This window comes from Exobacillus caeni (genome assembly GCF_005747095.1).
Classification (GTDB): domain Bacteria; phylum Bacillota; class Bacilli; order Bacillales; family Guptibacillaceae; genus Exobacillus; species Exobacillus caeni.
In genome coordinates, this window is sequence record NZ_SWLG01000005.1 from 16,082 (window position 1) to 35,514 (window position 19,433).

Genomic DNA, 19,433 nt, shown 5'->3' on the forward strand with positions numbered 1-19,433 from the left:
CTTTTAAAGTCCCATTTTATAATCATATTCTTTTGCTTTATCTGGTTTTGCATTTTGGTACTCTGTTTTAACATCCGGTCGCATAGACTTTTCAATCCGTTTAACAAAATGCAAGGATTCCAGCTTTTGAATCGTTTGTTCAATCGAGTCATCGTTAACATATAAGATGACATATTTCTTTCTTGTTGAAACATAGTGGACATTCCCATATCTTCGCAACTGCTTTGCATATTTTAAAGAATGAATATAGACAGCAAGGCCTCTTCTTAGAACAAACATATCGGTTCCCCTTTAGTTTTCTTTATTAAAACCTAGCATGATTCAATCGATTTTACAATACCTTTACCATGATGCTATTGGTTGTGATACCTTAGAACTAAGGCTTATCTGTTATTATTCCTTTTTAATCCGTCATTAAAGAAGGTGTGAATATGGATATAAACAAACTGACTGAACAATTTTGTATAACGTTAAAAAATCAGGCCGAATTTGAATTTGACACAAAAATGCTGGCAGGTTCTTATTTTCTTTATGTTGAAACAGGTGTGGAAAGCACTCGGGAAAAAATTGAAAGCATGATAAAAAAGTCAGCCGCCTCCTGTATGAGGGGAAAAAGGCTAAACTTTGAAATTCACCATGTAAGAGTTCAGAACAAGACAAACGTCTATCGCTTTAGATTCCTTGTTCCTAATGAGAAAATGTTTTGCTGTGGAAACCTTTGCCAGGACTGCATTCGTTTTCGAAACAGTTGAATGTATAAAGGAAATTTTTTACCGGCGTCGGTCTTTCTCCTCCACAAAAGAGTTGCTATCCTATACTGTAAAAAAACCTTTCAAGGACACGGATAAGGCCCTTGAAAGGAATTGCTTTACTAAAAAATTGCTGTGTTAACTGCAGCCGCAGCTGCCTCCTGATCCGCAGCCGCCTCCACAGCCCTGCTTATCAAAGAAAGGATTACCTGTAGGAACTTTAATCATAGGAGACACTTCCCCGGCTATTAACTTACTAACCTCATTTAAAAGGTCCTCCATCTCCCTTTCAGCCTGCCGATACTCAGCCACCGTTTGATGCATATCCATATCCCGTTTTGCTTCTCTTACCCTGGTTGTAATCGACAAGAAATCAGGATGATATCTCCCAAATCGTTGTACTTCCTCGTACAGGTCTTTCAGTTTTATAAATTCACCGATCAGTCGCTGGGCTTCCCGATCGTTTTTAAGCTTGGATTTAGCTTGTCTATATTGAAAAGCGATCTCAGATTCTGAAATCATTTTGCCTAGCTCTTCTGCTTCATCTGTTAAAAGAACACTATCAAGCGTTGCAAGCATATCAACACCTCCATATCCCATATTACCATCTATTATCCAGTTTGCCCACTTCTCTCTCTTTAACAATCTAAAATTATTTGTTTTTAATCCATCATTCCCTTAAAAATTTCAGATGTAACACCACTTTTCTAATAGAATTATGGGAGCGAGAAGATTCTGAAAAGCCGTCATAAACTGTTTATAAAAAATAAAAAGAATTGACTTGTCCTGTAAATGGCTCTATAATTTTCTGGATTTGATATTTTAGGAAAGGAAGACGGTTGGGTGAAACTTGTAACATTCAATCCTTTTCGCACTATAGGAATTCCGGGCGTACAGTATGTAAAGCCAGATAATATGTTTAAAGACATAGATAAAATTCGGGAGGCAGACTTTTTGTTGTTCCCTGAAAAATGGATGGTGAATTCACTTGTTTATGGATTGCATAAGGAAGTATTTCCATCTATTCAAACCATTCAGCTGGGCTTTGATAAAGTTGAGATGACAAGAGCTCTGTGGAGTGTTGCTTCAGATCATGTGCCTCAAACTGAGATTGCCGGGAAATCCAGAGAATCAATACAAAAAATTCTTGAGTTGTTCCCTTTTCCGTTTGTAGCCAAAGAAATTAGGAATTCCATGGGGAACGGGGTTTTCTTGATTAAATCAAAAGAAGAGTTCATTGCTTATGCAGAACGCAATGATGTCTTATATATACAAGAATATTTACCGATCGACCGCGATTTACGAATTTGTTATGTGGGAGATTCAGTTCTTTCTGCTTATTGGAGAATCGGCGAGGATAACTTTCATAACAATGTTGCCAGGGGAGGAAAAATTGCTTTCCACAACATTCCTCAGGAAGCATTAAAACTTGTTGAAGACACCGCCTCTCTCCTTGGAATAAACCATGCCGGCTTCGACGTGGTATTTGCAAACGATCGTTTTTACTTTTTGGAGTTTAATAGTTTATTCGGAAACCAGGCGTTGATACAACAAAAACTGTCGGTAGAAAAAGTAATATACGAATATTTATTAAGACAGCATACGCCTAAATTTCCTACAACACCGGTATTCGGCGGATCTAAGATCTCCTAAATGAAACAAGGCCTGGCTTACTAAGCCAGGCTATTGTTTCATTTAAAAATACTCAAACATACCCATTTATTTAATTGTAACTGAAAAGTCCCTCTTGATTCCGTATGATTTTCCATTTTGGTGAAATAGTTCCAATGAAAGTGCATGTTTTCCTATCGGCATATTCTTTAAAATAAACGCTGCCCTGTTCGTTTGTTTTACCTTTTTCCCATCAACATATAGCGTTAGATAACTCCGGTCGTGTTTAGATGAAAAGGAAAAGTTAGGAATAATGCATTCTATAAAAACACTGTTTCCTCTAACCGAATGGTTGACAGTCATTTTTTGATGACTTTCCACAGCTGAGATACTTGCTTGTTTTGATACCGGTACTTCATCCTGCCTTTGTTCACTGGTAATCGATTTATCAAGAGCCGGTTCTTTCTGGACTACACAACCAGAAAGCAACAAAAGCACGCCGGCAGTTGCCGCCCAAAAAAGCTTCATCAGTGCAACCTCCTTTAACATTAGTTTGCACTGATGGTTTTAAAACTATCCCTTATTCTTTCACAGCTGTGAGCATCTGCAGCAACATGTTAACCATGTTCATTTGATTGTTTATTTTATCTATTTTTTGAGGAAACGTTTGACCGTAATAAACTCTTGATTCTTGTTCAAGTTCAGATAATAAATATGGGTTACGGCTAAGTTTCCGATACCAGATCGGATTATTTCTCAAAAACAAAACCAGGTCTCTTCTAAATTGCAAATATTGCTGTAACTCTGCTCTCATACAACATCACCTAATCTCTTCTGAATGGAAACGGAGACTCCTGTGGCGGGAATTGCTGGAAATCTTGCTGGTATCCGAACTGCCTCATATTTTGATCAGGCAAGTTTTGAGGCTTTCGAACAGGCTGAATTTCAGATAGAATCTGTTTGATCGAACTTACAGTTCCACTGAACTGGTCAATCTGGCTTTGGATTTCTTTGAAATTAATACTTTGCAGCATGCTTAAAAAGCTGCCTAAACCAGCCTTGTTCGTTTCTGGTTCTGGTTCATCTTCATCCATGACACGCTTGCTCCTGTACTTTTCCCATACTTCATCTTCTTCTCCAAGCAATAACCATTCTTCGAATATTTCTTTCCATGTTTTTTTGTCTTCGCGAACCAGCTTTATCAATCCTGGATGGCTTTTAACAAAACTTTTAAACTCGTTAACCTTTTCTCTAGAAAGTGTTTTATTTTCAGGCATCTTGCATACCTCCTGAACGTACATTGCTCTTTTGCCTACTACATTTTACCTGATGACATGCCAAAGTGTTCGCCTATTTTTATTGAGGGTCTCTATCCACATTGATAAAATGTTAACAAGACTAATGATCAAAGGAATGGAGTATATGGCTAACAAGAGAGAAGCTTTGGAGAGTTTATTTAAGAAAACAATTATGCAAGCAAACGAAGAAGAAATGGAGGTCCTTGAAGATTTATTAAAAAGCCTTCAGCGAAAACAAAACGGGTTACACCGTACATATATTGCATCTATGCTTGGAATTAAGAGCCGTCTTCTTGATGATGGCACCTATGAAAGCATTATTCCTATTAAGCCGATTGCCCAAAACACATTGAATATTATACACGGAGGCATCACATCAACACTGATCGACACTGCGATGGGTTCACTGGTGAATCAACATCTTCCGGTTAACAAAGCAGCCGTTACGCTGGATATGAAAATAAACTTTTTATCTAAAGGTATCGGAACTTTCATTCGGTGCAATGCTGAGATTGTTCATAAAGAAGAGAGCAGATGGGTAACAAGAGCAGACGTATACCGTAACGACGAAAAATTAATCGCGACCGCAACCGGAAACTTCTTTGTTGTTGACCGTACCTAAAACATTGTGCAAATTATCCCTATTAAAGAGAGGATACGAAACTGGTACCGTATCCTCAATTGCTGTTATGGTTTAATAAAGTTCTGAGTATAATATTTTTGGTAAACTCCAACACCAATATCTGTATAGGCATCGTTTAGCATCGCTTCCCGGTGTCCAATACTGTTTAACCACCCCATCACTGCCGCAGCAGCGTCGGGATACTTGGCTGCAATATTTTCTCCTGCCTGAACATATGAAACCTTACCCTGTTTCAGCCTGTCGGCAAGCTCTCCTGCTGTCGGCGATGAATGGGAAAAATAACTGTTAACCGACATATCCTTGCTATGCTCGAAAGCTACATCTGCAACATTTATGTTCCATACTAACGGATCGAGGCCAAATCTTGAACGCAGGATATTTGTAATATCAAAAATTTGCTGTTCTTCTCCTGCTTCAACATTTTCCCACTCCTCCCTCGTCAGCGAGCTATCCTCTAATTCCCCTCGGTATACGATAGAATAGGGGCGCTGTTGTACAAGAACTTCAGGTGTCAGATACCGGACGCCGGCCAGCTGTTGGGTATATCTATCGAAATATAGCTGTATTGCTAATTCTTCGCTAACTTTTATAAGTGGTCTTATTTGAAGCTCACCTTCACCGATCTCAAAACGGTAATAGTTTCCATCGACCGTAAAAGGAATATTGCTTTCGATCGGAAAGTGTTTAAATACTTCAGTGGAAATTTTCCCCACTACAAAAGGGGTTGTCGGCAAATTTTCTCCAATAGCTAAAAGTGTTACTGCCTTTCCATGTGCAATGCCTATTTGCATATACTTTTCCTTGTTCTCTGAATAAATCCACCACTCGTATCCATAACCGGTAGGATCTATTCGTTCAGGCTGTCCAAAGGCTTCGGTGATCCTATCTTTTTCTTTTCCAATCCAGGAATGCAGGCCATCTTCTGGCATATTCACCCTTTGTTCTTTACCACTCTCTACTTGTTCACTTTGCGGGGCTGACGTTCTTTCCTCCTTAAAAAAAGAGAAGTCCAACAACTGGATTGTGTAAAAACCAACAACTAGAAAAAAGATGAGTAAAATAAATGAAAAGTATCCTCTCAGATTGTCCCGCCCCCTTATAACACCTATTGTTCCTTTTATTATAACAGTGTAGAAAGGTAACATGTACCTATACGGTAAAGAAAACTAACCGAGGTTTACTTGACGATTACTTCCAATCCGGATAAAAAATAAAGCCAAAGGAAAATCCGAACTATGATTCAAAATTCTTCACTCAGAATTCGAATTAGTTCGGATTTTTCTTTTGGACCTTTTTCGTAAGCTTTGTTGTTCCATTTGAGCGGTTACTTATGTCCAAGCCTCAATGATGAAGTTCAGGTTTTTCCGAGATCTCCGTTAAGGCAATTCCGGCATCATCTTTCGTATTCCGCGCAAGAGAAAGGTCTCCCAGGGAAATAATACCAACCAATTTGGATTCCTCCACAATGGGCAGCCTTCTAATTTGATGCTCTGCCATTATTTCGGCAGCTTCCTCTGCTGACATTTCAGGACTGGCAGTAATAAGTTTATCGCTCATCACATCAGTCACTTTCGTTGACCCGGGATGCTTTTCAGCTATCCCTCGAATAACAAGGTCCCTATCGGTTATCATCCCAATAAGATTCCCATCTTCACAGATCGGAATCGCCCCTACGTTCCATTTTTTCATTTTCACAGCGACTTCATACACATTATCAACAGGAGTACAATATTGAACTTGTTTCGACATGATATCAGAAAGTGCAGTCAATACGATCCCTCCAAATTTTACTTTGAAATGAACATTTGCGTCCAGTAATGGCCGTAAGAGCCTCCCTTAACATATCCCACTCCAATGTGAGTGTACCCAGACTTCAGAATGTTTTCACGATGCCCTTTACTGTTCATCCATGCATTCACAACTTCTTGAGGTGTTCGTTGTCCTGCCGCGATGTTTTCTCCAGCGCTCCTATAGTTAATATTAAAGTTTTTCATCATCTGGAACGGGGAGCCGTAAGTTGGTGATTGATGAGAGAAGTATCCTTTATCCCTCATATCAGCCGACTTATACCTTGCGACCCTTGCAAGCTGCCAGTCCCATTTTAAAGGGGAAAGGCCATATTTAGCCCTCTGCTGGTTAGTAAGGTCCATTACCTGCTGTCCAAAATCCTTTGATTGGCTTCTGGAACGGCTGTAAGGAATTGTAACTCTGTCACCCGGATAAATAAGGTCTGGATTACTGAATTGTGGGTTAGCGTTAATAATCTCACTCAACCCAACCTGATAACGCTTGGAAATCTTCCACAAAGTATCACCGGGTTTTACAGTATATGTAGTGGCTGCGCTGGCCTGTCCCGGAACCAGAAGTGTGATTCCCAATACCAAAGTTAATAAGATGGTTGCTAGTTTTTTCACTTTTTCATCTCCTTTCACTGGTTATTGTGACCAATTTTTCAAAAATAACTCGATAAATAACAAAAAGTTCATCAATTTGATCAACTTAATAATGACTTTTGCCTCTTTTTTTTTTACAATAGTAGTAGTTGTCTTAAAAAAAGTCCCTTGACCTTTTCAGTGCTTTTGAATAAACTTCACATTGTGTATAAATGGCTGTTTATACTAAAATAGAAAGGGTACGTGATGAATATTAAGGAGGTTATACAATGAAGTTCGAATCAACAGGAATCGATGGAACAATCGTTCAATTCTCAATCTTAGATCATATTATGCATGAAAACGGCTTCACACTTGCTGGCCAATGGGACTATGAAAGAGTTACATATGACCATAAATTTGAAGATATGACGAATGGTGACGTTTATTATTTAAGAATTCCGGGACTTGCAATTGAAGGGGAAGTGGAATCTCCATATGCAGTTGTGAAACTGGGACAGCCATACTTAGGAAAGCATTATTATCCACATGGGGTTGAATATGATGAAGAATTTCCTAAAGGTGTTGTAAATTCATGTAACAAAAGGCTTCAGAATCTTAAAGAACAGTTAGAAACCGCTTTAAAGTAGTTTATTGCTAAAGGAAAAGAACGCATGACATAGTCCCATGCGTTCTTTTTTTTAATCTTTATATTCCAGACGTTCTACTGAGAGGTTTATTTCTTCAACTTCGAATCCGGTCAGATTTTCAATCTCTTCCTTGAGGCGATTTTGAACCTGGTAGCAAACAAACGGTATATTCTCTCCGTAGGTTATTCCCACTTTAACATTTACCGTAAGCTTTTGACTCTCCTCCTCCGTCGAATAAACCGTCTTCTTTCTGTTTACAATTCCGACCAGTTTATCTTTGACATTCTGAACCACCATTTGGACTCCTTCTATTTCATCAACCACTACTTCAATTATGAAATCTATAACATCCTGAGAAATTGAAAGGGTACCCTCGCCAAGTTGCTTTTCCATTCTGTTAATCGCTCCCTTTCTATTCAGCTATTCCTATTTATAAATATGAGAAAGGACGTCACTTTTAGAACTTATTGCATTATACTATTCATTATTTCCCTGACATATTATAATAAGGCTAAAGGCGTTCCACTTAGAAAGGAGTACCAAGTTGTCTAAGCTTTTTACCAGGCGTTTTTTTCTTATATTATTCTCTATTATTTTGATCGGATTTATTGCTTTTTGGATTTTACCTGTTTCTATTCCTCTTATCCTGGCATTTATTTCAGCACTGCTTTTAGAGCCTGCTGTTAGAATGATCCAGACTAACACAAGGCTGAAACGATATTTTGCTGTTATTATTGTTTTTACCCTTTTTGTAGTATTCATCGGTATACTGGGGTACTTTACCATAACCAAAGTTGTAACCGAAGGAATCAATTTAGTTGAAAATTCACCTGCTTACATAAATGAAATCAACAATATGTGGGATGACCTGGAACAGGATATGGTCGCTGTATCTAAGGATTTTCCTCCTGAGTTCGTATCAGAAGTAACCGTGCAGGTAGACCGTTTTTTTGCCAACTCAAAAACGCGTATCAGCGAGTTTGAGTATATCGAGACCATAACAAAAATCGTTACAGATATACCCAACTATCTCGTCAGCTTTCTTGTATATTTAATTGCCCTGTTCTTATTTTTGCTCGAACTTCCTGCATTAAAGATGCGACTTTATTCTTTTTTAACAGAGAAAACAGCTGAGAAGGTACAGTTCATGGCATCCCGCCTTTCCTATGTCATCTTAGGATTTTTCAAGGCCCAGTTCCTGGTCAGTATCGTTATTTTCTTTGTTTCCTTGATCGGTTTGTTTATTATTCAGCCGAAAGTTGCTCTGTTGATGTCCTTTATCATTTGGATCATTGACTTTATTCCAATCATAGGCTCGATTGTCATCCTTGGGCCCTGGTCCCTTTACCATCTCATCGCCGGGGACCTTGGTACCGGTACAAAACTTGCTGTACTGGCAGTTATCCTGTTAGTGATACGGCGAACGGTCGAGCCAAAAGTAATGGGCCAGCAAATAGGACTCTCTCCGCTCTCTACATTAATTTCTATGTATATCGGGTTAAAATTATTGGGGATCATAGGATTCATTATAGGCCCTTTGCTAATCATCGCTTTTAATTCAGCAAGAGAAGCAGGCTTGATCAAGTTGAATTTTAAAATCTAACAGCAAACCGCTTCCAGATCGGAAGCGGTTTTTAATATATTGAGCAATCTTATTATAGCAACTTAGCCATATAAAATTCGTCTACAAACTCTCCATCAACAATAAGAGAATTTCGTTTTAACCCCTCCACGTAAAAACCTGCTTTTCCATACAAGTATAAAGCGGCACGGTTATGTTTCATAACAGTAAGTTCAAGCCGTTTGATACCATTTTTTATCGCCCATTCTTCCATTTTTTCAAAAAGACTGGTACCTATTCCCTGGCCGGTATATTTCTGCAATATGCCACAAACCAGATAGCATGCATGTTTATTACGGTTGCAGTTCCCGCCGTTCGCCAATAAAAAGCCCACGATATCTTCTTCGTTTTCCACAACAAAAACACGCTTGTTATCCTTTCCTATGAATGTTTCCAATTGTTTTCTTTGCTCCACTTCCGTCGTTTTGCGTTCATCTGGCTCAAAGAGCATAAATTTGGTTTCCCTATCTAACTTCTTTAAAAGCTTTAAAAACGCCCTGGCGTCATCTGGAATTGCTTCTCTTATTATCATGCTACTCCCCCGTATATACATTTAGCCTGAACAACCATTTCTGTGTTTTGGCTTGTCTTATAGTATCTATATGCTTATAAACATGTTTGATTCTTATACGAATTCTTAAAAATAATCCCAATGACTGTCAGAAAAGAAAAAAGCTGTGATTGATGAAATCAATCACAGCTAAAATAATTACCAGATCATCGCTGCACCTGCAGCTACACATGTAGCAGCAACGCCGATCCCGAAGAAAATTCCCCAGGTAGGATATTGGTGTCCTTTGTGGCTCAAATGCATCCAGATATATAACTGGAATGCAGCTTGAATCCCTGCAAGAACCAGGATAAATAAAATTGCAAATCGAGTCGAGATAGCTTCACTTGCAACTGCAATGAATGAAAGCATTGTTAAGAAAATCATCATTGCAAAAGAAACAATGTGTTGCTTCAATTCTTTTTGATGAGCAATTTTATGGTGGATGTCTAAATGACTTTGATCATGCTTCGAAACTGAGTCGTTTTGATGACTTCCCATTCTTTTAGCCCACCTTTCCCATTAGATAAACTACTGTAAAGATGAATACCCAAACAACGTCAACAAAATGCCAGTATAAAGCAGCAACGTAAAATTTAGGTGCGTTGTACAGGTTCAACCCGCGTCCGAAGTTACGTACAATCAACAGTGTGATCCAGGAAACCCCGAACAATACGTGGGCACCGTGTGTTCCAACTAATGTATAGAAAGCGGAACCCCATGCGCTGCTACGAATAGTATGCTCATATTCATGCACATAATGATTGAACTCGTAAATTTCCAGTCCGAGGAAGGAAAAGCCGAGAATTACGGTGATCACTAACCAGCCGATCATTGCCTTGAAATTTTGTGATTTTAAAGACATCGTTGCAAATACAGCAGTCAAACTACTTGTTAAAAGCAACATGGTCGCAATAAACACCAATGGCAGCTCAAAAAGTTCTTGAGATGTTACCCCGCCGTTTGTAGCTTTCCGCAATCCCAGGTATACCCCGAAAAGGGAGGCGAAGAGTACAGTCTCTCCACCAAGGAAGAACCAGAATCCAAGAAACTTGTTTTTACCTTCAAGTGTTGCCCGTTCCGGATTGGCAGGCAGCTTGTTCATTGTTTCTTCTGCTCTCATTTGCCGTCAACCCCCTCACTAGGCAAGTCTTCTTTATGAATATGATAACCATGATAATCGATGACAGAACGCAGGAACATCATAGCAAATGTCAGCACAAGTCCGCCGATTGCAATTGCCCAGCTGCTATAGATCGCTGAAAGTGCTGCGATAAACAAACCGACCGCCATCATGAATGGCAGAATTGATGAATCTGGCATATGGATGTCATCTAGCGGCTCCGCTGGAGTCATCGTTTTGTTACCTGCACGTTTTTCAAGCCAGAATGCGTCTAGTCCGCGAACCAATGGAGTTTGTGCAAAGTTATACTCCGGCGGCGGAGAAGAAATTGCCCATTCAAGTGTACGTGCATCCCATGGGTCGTTTGAAGCTTTTTTGCCAGCAACAGACGTTTGGATGATATTCCAGAGCATCACAATTGTTGCTACTCCCATTAAGAAAGCTCCGATAGAACTTACAAAGTTTGCTGTCTCCAATTCCTGTCCGGAAAGGTATGTGTATACACGACGAGGCATACCCATCAGTCCAAGGAAATGCTGCGGGAAGAACGTCAAATGGAATCCGATAAAGAATAACCAGAAATGGATTTTACCAAGTGTTTCGTTCAGCATGCGACCGAAAATTTTTGGCCACCAGTAGTACATTCCTGCAAATAGACCAAACACTACCCCACCTACGATAACGTAGTGAAAGTGTGCAACTACGAAGTAGCTGTCATGATACTGATAGTCAGCGGGTGGAACACTCAGCATAACCCCTGTCATACCACCAAGAACAAATGATGGGATAAATCCTACAGCCCAGAGGTTAGCTGTCGTGAAAACAACTTTTCCTCCCCACATGGTGAACAGCCAGTTAAAGATCTTAACACCAGTCGGTACTGCGATCAACATTGTAGCAACCGCGAAAATAGAGTTAGCGATAGGGCCCAGACCAACTGTAAACATATGGTGAACCCATACCATGAAGCCTAAGAACCCGATCAATGCTGTCGCAAAAACCATTGCAGAGTAACCGAATAGTCTCTTTTTAGCCATTACAGGAATGACCTCAGAAAAGATTCCGAATGCCGGAAGAATTAAGATATAAACCTCCGGATGACCAAAGATCCAGAATAAGTGCTCATAAATAATTGGGTTACCGCCTGCTTCAGCCGCGAAGAATTGCGTGCCGAATAGACGATCTAACATTAACAGCGCTAATCCTATTGTTAACGCCGGGAAAGCGAAAAGGATCAATCCTGAAGTAATAAACGTTGTCCATGTGAATAGAGGCATTCTCATAAACGTCATACCAGGTGCCCTCATGTTAACAATCGTCACGAGGAAATTTATCCCCCCGATAAGTGTACCGATACCGGAAATTTGCAGACCTAATACATAAAAGTCTACTCCGTTACCAGGACTTGTTGTGGATAATGGTGCATATCCTGTCCAACCTGCATCCGGCGAACCGCCAAGGAACCAGCCAAGGTTAAGCATGATACCTCCGGCAGTGAACAGCCAGTATCCAAGTGAGTTTACAAATGGAAACGCTACATCACGCGCACCGATTTGCAATGGAACAATCGCGTTAAAAAATCCAAAAACGAGCGGCATCGCTGCCAGGAAGATCATTGTTGTACCGTGCATTGTCAAGAGTTCGTTAAACGTTTGTGCGCCAACGAAGTTATTTTCCGGATACAACAATTGTATACGAATCAAAATTGCTTCTAATCCACCGAGCAAGAAAAAGAATGCTCCAGTAGCGAGATAAAGAATCCCGATTTTCTTATGGTCGACTGTAGTTAACCAATCCCAGATCGGGTTTTTCTTTTTTTGTGCATGTGCAGACACTTATATTAACCTCCTTTTTTCAACGGTTGTTATTCTCCATCAACTTTTAGACCCATTAAGTATTCAGCTAAAGCATCCAATTCGTCATCACTTAACTGTTTGCCGAATTGAGGCATGTTGTTTCCTGTTTTGATATCCTGAGGGTTTTTAATCCACTTTTTAAGGTTCTCTTCATTGTGCTCCAGGATACCAGCAATCGTTGTTCGGTCACCAAAGCTTGTAAGGTTAGGACCAACATTGCTTCCCTCGTTGCCAATCGCGTGACATCCAATACAGTTAGCCTGGAAGATTTCTTGCCCTTGTGCCGCTAAATCACCTTCAGGCTCGCCTTTTGCTGCTTTCATCTTATCAGCCCATGCCATGAAATCCTTTTTGTCTTTTACGATAACTTTAAAGTCCATCAATGCATGTGAAGGTCCGCAAAGCTCAGCACATTTTCCAAAATATGTACCTGCCTCGTCTGCTTTTAACCACATTAAGTTTTCAGTTGCAGTGTTCGTATCCATTTTTCCTCCGATAGCCGGAACCCAGAACGAATGGATAACATCCTTGGATTTAAGGTTAAAGTATACTTTTTCACCTGCAGGCATATAAAGGTCCTGTGATGTTTTCACTTCTAAATCCGGATACTCGAATTCCCACCAGTATTGGTGCGCAGTGACATTAACACGAATAGCATCTTTCGGAATTTTCTCCTCATCAGGATCAAGAGCGAATGTCGTCATAACAGTAGGAACAGCCAGGATAAGGAGTAAAATAATCGGAATAGTAGTCCATAGAATCTCTAGCGTTACATTTCCTTCTGTTTGTTCTGGAATTTCATTGTCACCTTTGCGCCTTCTAAACTTAAGCAAGACGACAGTATAAATAATAGCTACTACAATGAAGACTCCAATCATGATGTACAAGCTTAACATCATCAAGTTAAATTGCATTCTAGCCCCTTCACCCTGTGGAAGCAGAGCTGACAGTTGCTCATTACCGCAACCTGTAAGTGTTAACGCCATTACCGCAAGAAGTGGTAAAAAACGCCAAACATTCTTCCAACGTCTCATTCTTTAATAACCCTCACTTTCTCAGTAAAATCATTTTAAAAAAATATATTAAGACAAAGTGATGCAAAGCAGAATGAAGCCGCTTTGCACATCACTTTAAATCTAACCAGAGCCAGTAAATTCCGATTAAGGATTTACATTTACTGCAATCATTAAGATGAACAGTATCGTTAAATAGTTTAAAGAATAAACAAACATGATCCTTGCCCACTTCAAGTCATCTTTCATAAAGAAGCCGGCAATTCCTATTGCTAACCAGCCTGCTCCCAAAACGGATGCTGCTATGATATAAACAGTTCCGAAAGAATAAAGGAGCAATGACACTGGGATCAATGCAGCTATATAAATTACCATCTGGCGCTTTGTCATTTCGAAGCCAGCAACTACCGGCAGCATCGGGATTCCCGCATCTCGATAGTCGTCAACTCTCTTCATGGCTAATGCCAGGAAATGAGGCGGCTGCCATAGGAACATAATCAAAAACATTCCCCATGCGATCGGATGAAGGTTCGGGTCTACTGCAGCCCAGCCGATCATTGGAGGCATCGCTCCTGAGAAGGAACCAATAACGGTGTTTAAAGAGGTGGTCCTTTTAGTCCACATCGTATACAAAACAACATATATAATCAAGCCAAGCAGTCCAAGCAAGGCTGCCATGGGTTCAGTTATATATAATAATACTGTGCCCAATGCTGATAAAGACAAACCTACCCATAAAACCTGGTTGGCTGGAATTTTACCAGTAACAGAAGGGCGTGTATTTGTTCTTGCCATCAGTTGGTCAATATCCCGGTCAATGAAATTGTTAAGTGAAGTTCCCCCTGCAACAACAAATGCTGTTCCTAAAATGGCAAGGATGAGCACATGTAAATTTGCAAAAAGGTTAAAATCCGTTACCACAGAGGCAATCCAGATTCCAGTAAACGTTGTGATCAGATTATTAAGGACGATTCCGACTTTTGTAAGCGTTAAAAAATCTTTCCACGTTCCGGTAGGATTTGCTTCTGATAAGGGACCAGGTTCCATTACTTTGTTTGCTGCTTCATAAGCAGTTCTTGTTTTACTCACTTTCTCCACCTCCTTTAATTGGTCGGTTGCTTCTAAAAAAGAGGTCTCCATAAGTTGTATGGAGGCAATTTATCATTTGAAACAAGCCATTTGCATGGCTGTTCTGATAACAAGGAAAAGACTTATTCAATGTAACCCCTCCCCGGGCATTTGTCTATACCCAACTATATAAAAATAACGGTAAAATTGGAAGTGTTCTTGTTTATTCACAACTTATTATTATATGAATCGCTAAATTATGATAAGATATTTAGCAGTTTATAATCCTTTTACATTATAAACGAATCTACTAGTTTTGTATACTTCATCAGACAATCATAATGGCGAACCTTTTCAGTTTTAAAAAGTTGTGATTCAAGTCACAAGAACAAAGCAATCATCATGATTTATTGTACTATTTTTCAAAGCAATTTTGTAAAGAAGGTGTAATTGTGAATAAATTGTTGAAAATTTACTCAGTCTTGACATCATTTGGAATGCTACTGGTTCTTTTGATGGGGGCTATAGTTACCAAAACGGGGTCAGGAGAAGGTTGCGGGAATTCATGGCCATTATGTTATGGGCAGGTTCTGCCTACTGCCCCCGAGTTAGAAACGATCATCGAATACAGCCATCGTGTCGTTTCTGCTGCACTCGGATTCATGGTCATTATCCTGGCAATCTGGACATGGAAAAAAATAGGTCGTGTAAGGGAGACGAAATTTCTAGCTTTCATGTCAGTCTTCTTGATCGTTTTCCAGGGATTGCTCGGAGCAGCAGCAGTAGTTTGGGGACAATCTGACACCGTTCTTGCAGCCCACTTCGGTATTTCGCTTGCTAGCTTCGCGAGTGTTGTCTTACTGACAGTTCTAGTTTTTGAACATTCTAGAATGCCAGAAGGGTATGTTCCTTCTATACCAAAGCGGATCAGGGTGCAGATATATCTTTTAACAACTTATGTTTATGTGGTTGTTTACACGGGTGCGCTCGTTCGGCATACAGGATCAAGTATGGCGTGTTCGACATGGCCGCTATGTAATGGGTACTTGATTCCTCCGCTATCAGGACAGGTTGCAGTTCAATTTTTCCACAGAGTAGCAGCTGCGATTGCATTCTTATGGCTTCTTAGCTTAGTGATCCAGGCTTTAAAAATTTTTAAAGAAGAAAAAGTGGTTTATTGGAGTTTTATTATTAGCTTTTTGCTTATTTTATCGCAAGTGACAACAGGTGCGTTAATTATTATAACGGAATTAAATATGTTTATCGCTTTAGCGCACGGACTTTTTATCGCTGGATTGTTTACCGTTTTGACGTACTTAATCATGCTCTCCCTTCGGAATAAGTAACAAACCATTTTTTAAAGGCATTACGCTATAACTAGAAAAAAAGAGACCGCCTCGTGTCTAAGGCAGTCTCTTTTTCTATTGCTTACACTAGTTCGACCAATAAGTCACCGGGCTGTATCGCTTCTCCACTGGTTACATAAACTTCTTTTACCGTGCCCGCAAAAGGCGCCTGTACTGTTGTTTCCATTTTCATCGCTTCCGTTATCATGATGTGGTCGCCTTTATTAATCTTTTCCCCTTTTTCAACAAGGTTCTTAATTACCGTTCCAGGCATTGTGGCACCAATATGATTGGGATTATTTCTATCAGCCTTCGGTTTTGCTGTAACTGCTGACTTAACGTTCTCATCCTTGATCATAACTTCTCGCGGCTGCCCGTTTAGTTCAAAGTAAAGCGTTCGCTTTCCTTCTAAATTCGGTTCGCCTATCGAAACAAGTTTTACGATTAATGTCTTACCCTGCTCTATCTCAACTTCAATTTCCTCTCCTAATCTCATCCCGTATAGGAAAGTCGGAGTGTCCAGTACGGAAACATCGCCGAACAAGTCTTTCACCTGTTCGTATTCCATATACACTTTCGGGTAAAGGGCATATGAGATAAGGTCATGGCTTGTAATCTGGCGGTTCAGCTTATGGTAAAGCGTCTCTCTCATGTCAGTGAAATCAACTGGTTCCAATAATTCACCTGGCCTTGATTGAACCGCTTCTCTACCTTTAAGAATGATTTGTTGAAGTTCTTTCGGAAATCCGCCATATGGCTGTCCGAGATACCCCTGGAAAAATTCGACAACAGAATCAGGAAAATCTAACTTGTCTCCTTTTTCATAGATCGAATCTTCTGTAAGGTCATTCTGGACCATGTATAGGGCCATATCCCCAACTACTTTAGAGGATGGGGTAACTTTAACAATATCTCCAAACATTTCATTTACACGGCGATACATCCGTTTCACTTCATCCCAGCGGTCTCCCAGTCCAACCGCTTTGGCCTGCTGCTGCAGGTTGCTGTACTGGCCTCCCGGCATCTCGTGTTCGTATATTTCAGTATGCGGAGAATTCATGCCGCTTTCGAACCCTTGATAATATTTACGGGTATCTTCCCAATAATGCGAAAGTTTTTCCATCGCGCTTATATCGACATTCGGCTGTCTTTCCGTCCCCTCGAGTGAATAATAAAGGCTGTTTGCACTTGGCTGGGATGTCATTCCTGCCATCGAGCTAATCGCCACATCAACGATATCCACTCCAGCTTCTACTGCCCTGGCATAGGTATAGAGGCCGTTCCCGCTGGTATCATGTGTATGCAAATGAATAGGTATCGATATCGTTTCTTTTAATGTCGAGACCAGTTCATATGCAGACTGCGGCTTCAATAGCCCTGCCATATCTTTTATACCAAGAATATGGGCACCGGATTGCTCAAGCTCTCTTGCCATGTCTTTGTAATAATTTAAATTATACTTAGTTCGAGCAGGATCAGAGATATCTCCTGTATAGCAAATGGAAGCTTCAGCGATTTTGCCTGTAGACCGTACCGAGTCGATCGCAAGCCTCATGCCTTCCACCCAGTTTAAACTGTCAAATATCCTGAAAACATCAATTCCTGCTTCTGCTGATTTATCAACGAATTCTTTTATTAGATTATCAGGATAGTTTTTATAGCCGACCGCATTGGAAGATCTGAGCAGCATCTGGAATAAAAGATTTGGAGCCTTTTCCCTTAGCTTTAATAGACGGTCCCACGGATCTTCTTTTAAAAACCTTAATGCAACATCAAAGGTCGCACCACCCCACATCTCAAGGGAAAACAAGTCTGGAAGCATCCGTGCAGTAGGTTCCGCAATACGGACAAGGTCATTCGTACGAACCCTCGTCGCCAAAAGAGACTGATGGCTATCCCTGAAAGTCGTATCTGTCAACAGCACTTCTTTTTGTTCTTTCACCCAGTCTACAAGTCCGTCTGCTCCCCGCTCATCAAGAATCTGCTTTGTCCCGGAAGGTACCGGCTCAGAATACTTGATCTTAGGCATCCTCGGTTTGTCAAAGAGCGGTTTTTTCTTTTGGTCCAGTCCCGGAAAGCCATTAATGGTTATCGTTCCAATATAGGAAAGCATTTTAGTCCCGCGGTCTTTTCGTTTTGGGAACACAAAAAGTTCAGGTGATGTATCAATGAAAGAAGTGTCATAGTTTCCTGAAAGGAAGTTTTCATGTGTAACAACATTTTCCAGGAACTCGGTGTTTGTTTTTATTCCCCTTATCCTGAATTCCTTTAAATTTCGAAGCATTTTGGCTGCAGCCTGTTCAAAACTAAGCGCCCATGTTGAAACTTTCACCAGCAAAGAATCATAATACGGTGTTATCACAGCTCCCTGGAATCCATTTCCTGCATCCAGCCTGACTCCAAATCCTCCACCCGTCCGATAAGCCATAATTTTCCCTGTATCGGGCATAAAGTTGTTCTCAGGGTCCTCTGTGGTTACCCTGGACTGGATCGCATATCCATGGCAATGGATATCTTCTTGCATCGGGATAGCCAGTGAAGGGCCATGGAGTTGTTCTCCCTCTGCAATTTTAATCTGGGACTGAACGATATCGATTCCTGTTATCATCTCTGTGATCGTATGTTCAACCTGCACCCGGGGATTTACTTCGATAAAGAAAAACTCTTCATCCGGCGTAACCAGAAATTCTACTGTTCCCGCATTAATATATTCAACGTTCTCCGCTAGCTGGACAGCCGCGTCACAAATTGCGACTCTTGTTTCTTCCTTAAGGGAAACGCTTGGTGCAACTTCTACTACTTTCTGGTGCCTTCTCTGCACAGAACAGTCTCTCTCGTATAAATGAACGATGTTGCCGTGTTTATCTGCAAGGATCTGAACTTCAATGTGTTTTGGATTTTCAATAAATTTTTCTACATACACATCATCCTGGCCGAAAGCTGCCTTAGCTTCTGATTTAGCACGGTCATAAGCCTCGGAAACTGCCTCCTCGCTTCGAACAATCCTCATTCCACGGCCCCCACCGCCAAGAGACGCTTTTATAATGATCGGATAGCCGTTCTGTTCGCCGAACTGTTGAACTTCCTCCAGGCTCTTTACGGGGCCATCAGTACCAGGAATGACCGGCAAGCCTGCTTTCACTGCCTGCTCACGGGCATCGACTTTGTCTCCGAACATTTGCAGGTGCTGAACATCCGGTCCGATAAAAACAATTCCTTCTTCCCTACACCTGGATGCGAACAGGGTGTTTTCTGATAAAAACCCGTAACCAGGATGGATAGCATCAACATCGTTTGCTTTTGCAATTTCAATGATTCCCTCAATATCCAGATATGCATCGATCGGCTTCTTGCCTTCTCCTACAAGGTAGGCTTCATCTGCCTTATATCGATGGTAAGAACCACTATCTTCTTTTGAATAGATAGCCACTGTACGGATATTAAGCTCTGTACAGGCCCGGAAAATCCGAATGGCAATTTCACCTCTATTGGCTACAAGAATTTTTTCAATCTTCTTTGTCATTCTGTTATTC

Annotated in this window: 21 protein-coding genes; 5 read left to right on the plus strand and 16 right to left on the minus strand. The window is 40.6% G+C overall.

Features of this window, described 5'->3' with window-relative positions; genetic code table 11:
- Window positions 1–3 precede the first annotated feature (3 nt).
- Window positions 4–279 (minus strand): YlbG family protein, encoded by a 276-nt coding sequence (locus FCL54_RS07445; RefSeq protein WP_138124947.1) that lies wholly within the window; start codon window positions 277–279, stop codon window positions 4–6.
- A 608-nt stretch (window positions 280–887) separates the two neighbouring features.
- Complete coding sequence (locus tag FCL54_RS07450) at window positions 888–1,328, minus strand: YlbF/YmcA family competence regulator (protein WP_138125568.1); 441 nt, start codon at window positions 1,326–1,328, stop codon at window positions 888–890.
- Between the two features lie 264 nt (window positions 1,329–1,592).
- Between FCL54_RS07450 and FCL54_RS07455 the strand changes: the two genes are divergently transcribed.
- Entirely contained in the window at window positions 1,593–2,402 is an 810-nt protein-coding gene (locus FCL54_RS07455) for an ATP-grasp domain-containing protein (protein ID WP_138124948.1), read from the plus strand.
- 66 nt (window positions 2,403–2,468) lie between these two features.
- Here the strand turns inward: FCL54_RS07455 and FCL54_RS07460 are convergent, their stop codons facing one another.
- Genes FCL54_RS07460 through ylbD form a run of 3 tightly spaced genes read right to left on the minus strand, consistent with a single transcriptional unit; the run spans window position 2,469 to window position 3,637 of the window.
- Window positions 2,469–2,888: a hypothetical protein gene (locus tag FCL54_RS07460; protein WP_138124949.1), complete on the minus strand. Its 420-nt coding sequence runs from the start codon at window positions 2,886–2,888 to the stop codon at window positions 2,469–2,471.
- 52 nt (window positions 2,889–2,940) lie between these two features.
- Window positions 2,941–3,174 carry a YlbE-like family protein gene (locus tag FCL54_RS07465; protein WP_138124950.1) on the minus strand — a complete coding sequence of 78 codons (234 nt, stop codon included), beginning with the start codon at window positions 3,172–3,174 and terminating at the stop codon, window positions 2,941–2,943.
- Between the two features lie 10 nt (window positions 3,175–3,184).
- Window positions 3,185–3,637: a spore coat protein YlbD gene (gene ylbD, locus FCL54_RS07470; RefSeq protein WP_171016728.1), complete on the minus strand. Its 453-nt coding sequence runs from the start codon at window positions 3,635–3,637 to the stop codon at window positions 3,185–3,187.
- A 145-nt stretch (window positions 3,638–3,782) separates the two neighbouring features.
- On the opposite strand from ylbD, the gene FCL54_RS07475 reads away from it, so the two are divergent.
- Window positions 3,783–4,280, plus strand: a complete 498-nt coding sequence (locus FCL54_RS07475) for a PaaI family thioesterase (protein WP_171016729.1) — start codon at window positions 3,783–3,785, stop codon at window positions 4,278–4,280.
- Window positions 4,281–4,345: 65 nt separating this feature from the next.
- On the opposite strand, the gene FCL54_RS07480 is transcribed toward FCL54_RS07475, so the two are convergent.
- From FCL54_RS07480 to safA, 3 genes are all read right to left on the minus strand, one after another.
- On the minus strand, window positions 4,346–5,230 hold the full coding sequence (locus FCL54_RS07480) for a CAP domain-containing protein (RefSeq protein ID WP_171016730.1): 885 nt from the start codon (window positions 5,228–5,230) through the stop codon (window positions 4,346–4,348).
- Between the two features lie 412 nt (window positions 5,231–5,642).
- Complete coding sequence (locus FCL54_RS07485; RefSeq protein WP_138124957.1) at window positions 5,643–6,071, minus strand: CBS domain-containing protein; 429 nt, start codon at window positions 6,069–6,071, stop codon at window positions 5,643–5,645.
- Window positions 6,072–6,088: 17 nt separating this feature from the next.
- Window positions 6,089–6,715, minus strand: a complete 627-nt coding sequence (safA, locus tag FCL54_RS07490) for a SafA/ExsA family spore coat assembly protein (protein WP_138124959.1) — start codon at window positions 6,713–6,715, stop codon at window positions 6,089–6,091.
- Between the two features lie 248 nt (window positions 6,716–6,963).
- Between safA and FCL54_RS07495 the strand changes: the two genes are divergently transcribed.
- On the plus strand, window positions 6,964–7,323 hold the full coding sequence (locus FCL54_RS07495; RefSeq protein ID WP_138124961.1) for a YugN family protein: 360 nt from the start codon (window positions 6,964–6,966) through the stop codon (window positions 7,321–7,323).
- A 51-nt stretch (window positions 7,324–7,374) separates the two neighbouring features.
- On the opposite strand, the gene FCL54_RS07500 is transcribed toward FCL54_RS07495, so the two are convergent.
- Complete coding sequence (locus FCL54_RS07500) at window positions 7,375–7,716, minus strand: Asp23/Gls24 family envelope stress response protein (protein WP_138124963.1); 342 nt, start codon at window positions 7,714–7,716, stop codon at window positions 7,375–7,377.
- A gap of 151 nt (window positions 7,717–7,867) precedes the next feature.
- Here FCL54_RS07500 and ytvI point away from each other — a divergent pair, with 151 nt between their 5' ends.
- A complete protein-coding gene (gene ytvI / locus FCL54_RS07505; protein WP_138124965.1) occupies window positions 7,868–8,926 on the plus strand; it encodes a sporulation integral membrane protein YtvI in 1,059 nt (352 codons plus the stop codon).
- Window positions 8,927–8,978: 52 nt separating this feature from the next.
- On the opposite strand, the gene FCL54_RS07510 is transcribed toward ytvI, so the two are convergent.
- The 6 genes from FCL54_RS07510 to cyoE form a co-directional block, all read right to left on the minus strand.
- Window positions 8,979–9,476, minus strand: a complete 498-nt coding sequence (locus FCL54_RS07510; RefSeq protein ID WP_171016731.1) for a GNAT family N-acetyltransferase — start codon at window positions 9,474–9,476, stop codon at window positions 8,979–8,981.
- 177 nt (window positions 9,477–9,653) lie between these two features.
- On the minus strand, window positions 9,654–9,995 hold the full coding sequence (locus tag FCL54_RS07515; protein ID WP_138124967.1) for a cytochrome C oxidase subunit IV family protein: 342 nt from the start codon (window positions 9,993–9,995) through the stop codon (window positions 9,654–9,656).
- A 4-nt stretch (window positions 9,996–9,999) separates the two neighbouring features.
- Complete coding sequence (locus FCL54_RS07520) at window positions 10,000–10,617, minus strand: cytochrome (ubi)quinol oxidase subunit III (RefSeq protein ID WP_138124969.1); 618 nt, start codon at window positions 10,615–10,617, stop codon at window positions 10,000–10,002.
- Window positions 10,614–12,452 (minus strand): cytochrome c oxidase subunit I, encoded by a 1,839-nt coding sequence (ctaD, locus tag FCL54_RS07525; RefSeq protein WP_138124971.1) that lies wholly within the window; start codon window positions 12,450–12,452, stop codon window positions 10,614–10,616. Before ctaD ends, FCL54_RS07520 begins: the two co-directional genes overlap by 4 nt.
- A 29-nt stretch (window positions 12,453–12,481) precedes the next feature.
- Window positions 12,482–13,507, minus strand: a complete 1,026-nt coding sequence (gene coxB / locus FCL54_RS07530) for a cytochrome c oxidase subunit II (RefSeq protein WP_138124973.1) — start codon at window positions 13,505–13,507, stop codon at window positions 12,482–12,484.
- 126 nt (window positions 13,508–13,633) lie between these two features.
- Entirely contained in the window at window positions 13,634–14,575 is a 942-nt protein-coding gene (gene cyoE / locus FCL54_RS07535; protein WP_246055170.1) for a heme o synthase, read from the minus strand.
- A gap of 431 nt (window positions 14,576–15,006) precedes the next feature.
- Between cyoE and FCL54_RS07540 the strand changes: the two genes are divergently transcribed.
- Window positions 15,007–15,900: a COX15/CtaA family protein gene (locus FCL54_RS07540; RefSeq protein ID WP_138124975.1), complete on the plus strand. Its 894-nt coding sequence runs from the start codon at window positions 15,007–15,009 to the stop codon at window positions 15,898–15,900.
- Between the two features lie 82 nt (window positions 15,901–15,982).
- Here FCL54_RS07540 and pyc read toward each other — a convergent pair whose 3' ends face one another.
- Window positions 15,983–19,423 (minus strand): pyruvate carboxylase, encoded by a 3,441-nt coding sequence (gene pyc / locus FCL54_RS07545; protein WP_138124977.1) that lies wholly within the window; start codon window positions 19,421–19,423, stop codon window positions 15,983–15,985.
- Between the last annotated feature and the right edge of the window lie 10 nt (window positions 19,424–19,433).